General features: G+C 41.4%; 2 protein-coding genes. Both read left to right on the top strand.

Annotation, left to right across the window (positions count from 1 at the left end):
* The first annotated feature begins 97 nt into the window (after positions 1-97).
* The gene (locus AC3AYF_RS21070; RefSeq protein ID WP_487780421.1) at positions 98-997 is read left to right on the top strand and encodes a 5'-nucleotidase; all 900 of its coding nucleotides are present in this window, start codon (positions 98-100) and stop codon (positions 995-997) included.
* 12 nt (positions 998-1,009) lie between these two features.
* The coding region (locus AC3AYF_RS21065) for an HDOD domain-containing protein (protein WP_487780420.1) at positions 1,010-1,372 on the top strand (363 nt) is incomplete at its 3' end.

The raw sequence follows: 1,372 nt of genomic DNA, 5'->3' as shown, positions 1-1,372 counted from the left end.
CGTTAATTGTTGATAAAGCTGACAATGCTTGGCAGCGCTGTATGCGGATAGCGCGTAAAAATGGCCAATCACTAGTGCGAGATGGAGATAGTTAGTCATGAAAAAAAAGCCTCTTGTTGTTGCTATCTCTTCACGGGCATTATTTGATCTGGATGAAAGCCATCGAATATATGAACAACAAGGTACACAGGCTTATTGTGATTATCAGATAGCAAATGAAGATGTACCACTACAACCCGGCACAGCCTATAATTTAGTTCGAAAATTACTGGCTTTAAATAAAAGAGACGCGTCAAATCCAAGCGTAGAAATTATTTTATTGTCACGTAATAGTGCGGATACTGGTTTAAGAGTGTTTAATTCTATTCAACATCATAATTTGGATATAACACGAGCAGTATTTACTTCTGGTAAGAGTCCCTATCGTTATGTCGCCCCATTCGGTGCCAACCTATTCTTATCTACAAGTCCTGAAGATGTACGCATGGCCTTAGATGCAGGAATAGCTGCGGCGACTATCTTACCTTCGAATGTGGGCAAAACGAGTGAAATAAAACAATTACGCATTGCCTTTGATGGTGATGCGGTTTTGTTTTCAGATGAAGCTGAGCGTATATATAAAGAACATGGTCTCAAAACCTTCACTGAAGTCGAACAGAAAACGGCTAAAAAGCCATTGTCGGATGGTCCATTTAAGGACTTTTTAGTTACTCTGAATCATTTGCAGACAGAATATAATGATAAAGAGTCCCCCATTCGAACTGCACTAGTTACTGCCCGATCGGCACCGGCACATGAGCGCGTTATTCTTACGCTTCGAGCTTGGGGAATTCGGATTGATGAAGCCATATTTCTTGGCGGCATGGATAAAGGTCCATTTTTGGAATCTTTCGGTGCGGATATATTTTTTGATGATCAACAGGGGCATTGTGATTCAGCCAGAGAACATGTAGCTACAGGTCATGTGCCTCATGGCATTGCAAATGAAAAACCCTAAAAGGATATTAGTTTGGCGAGTACAGCAAATAAAGAACTAGAGTCATGGATAAAACACCTTAGTGGTGAAGATATGCCTGTGTTTTCAGGTACGGTGGCCGATGTCACTGAATCGGTAAATAGTGAAGATAGCTCAGCGAGTGAAGTTGCTCAGACTATATTAAGAGATGCGTCGTTAACGAGTCGCTTATTAAAAGTGGCAAACTCCTTTAACTACAATCCCGGCGGAAAAAAAATTAGCACGGTGTCAAGAGCTGTCATGATTTTAGGTTTTGAGCAGGTCGGTGCATTAACCTTAACATTAGCCCTTGTAGACTCATTATCGGAGGGCGTACAGCGCCACAAGTTAACAGAGGAAATGGCGCAATCTTTTCAT

This window comes from Salinicola sp., assembly GCF_982684285.1.
The sequence above is the reverse complement of the archived record's forward strand: the minus strand, read 5'-3'. Positions and strand labels throughout refer to the sequence as shown.

What these genes read in the sequence shown, in the direction of transcription:
- AC3AYF_RS21070 (WP_487780421.1), top strand. Translation starts at nt 98, where the DNA reads ATGAAAAAAAAGCCTCTTGTTGTTGCTATCTCTTCACGGGCATTATTT.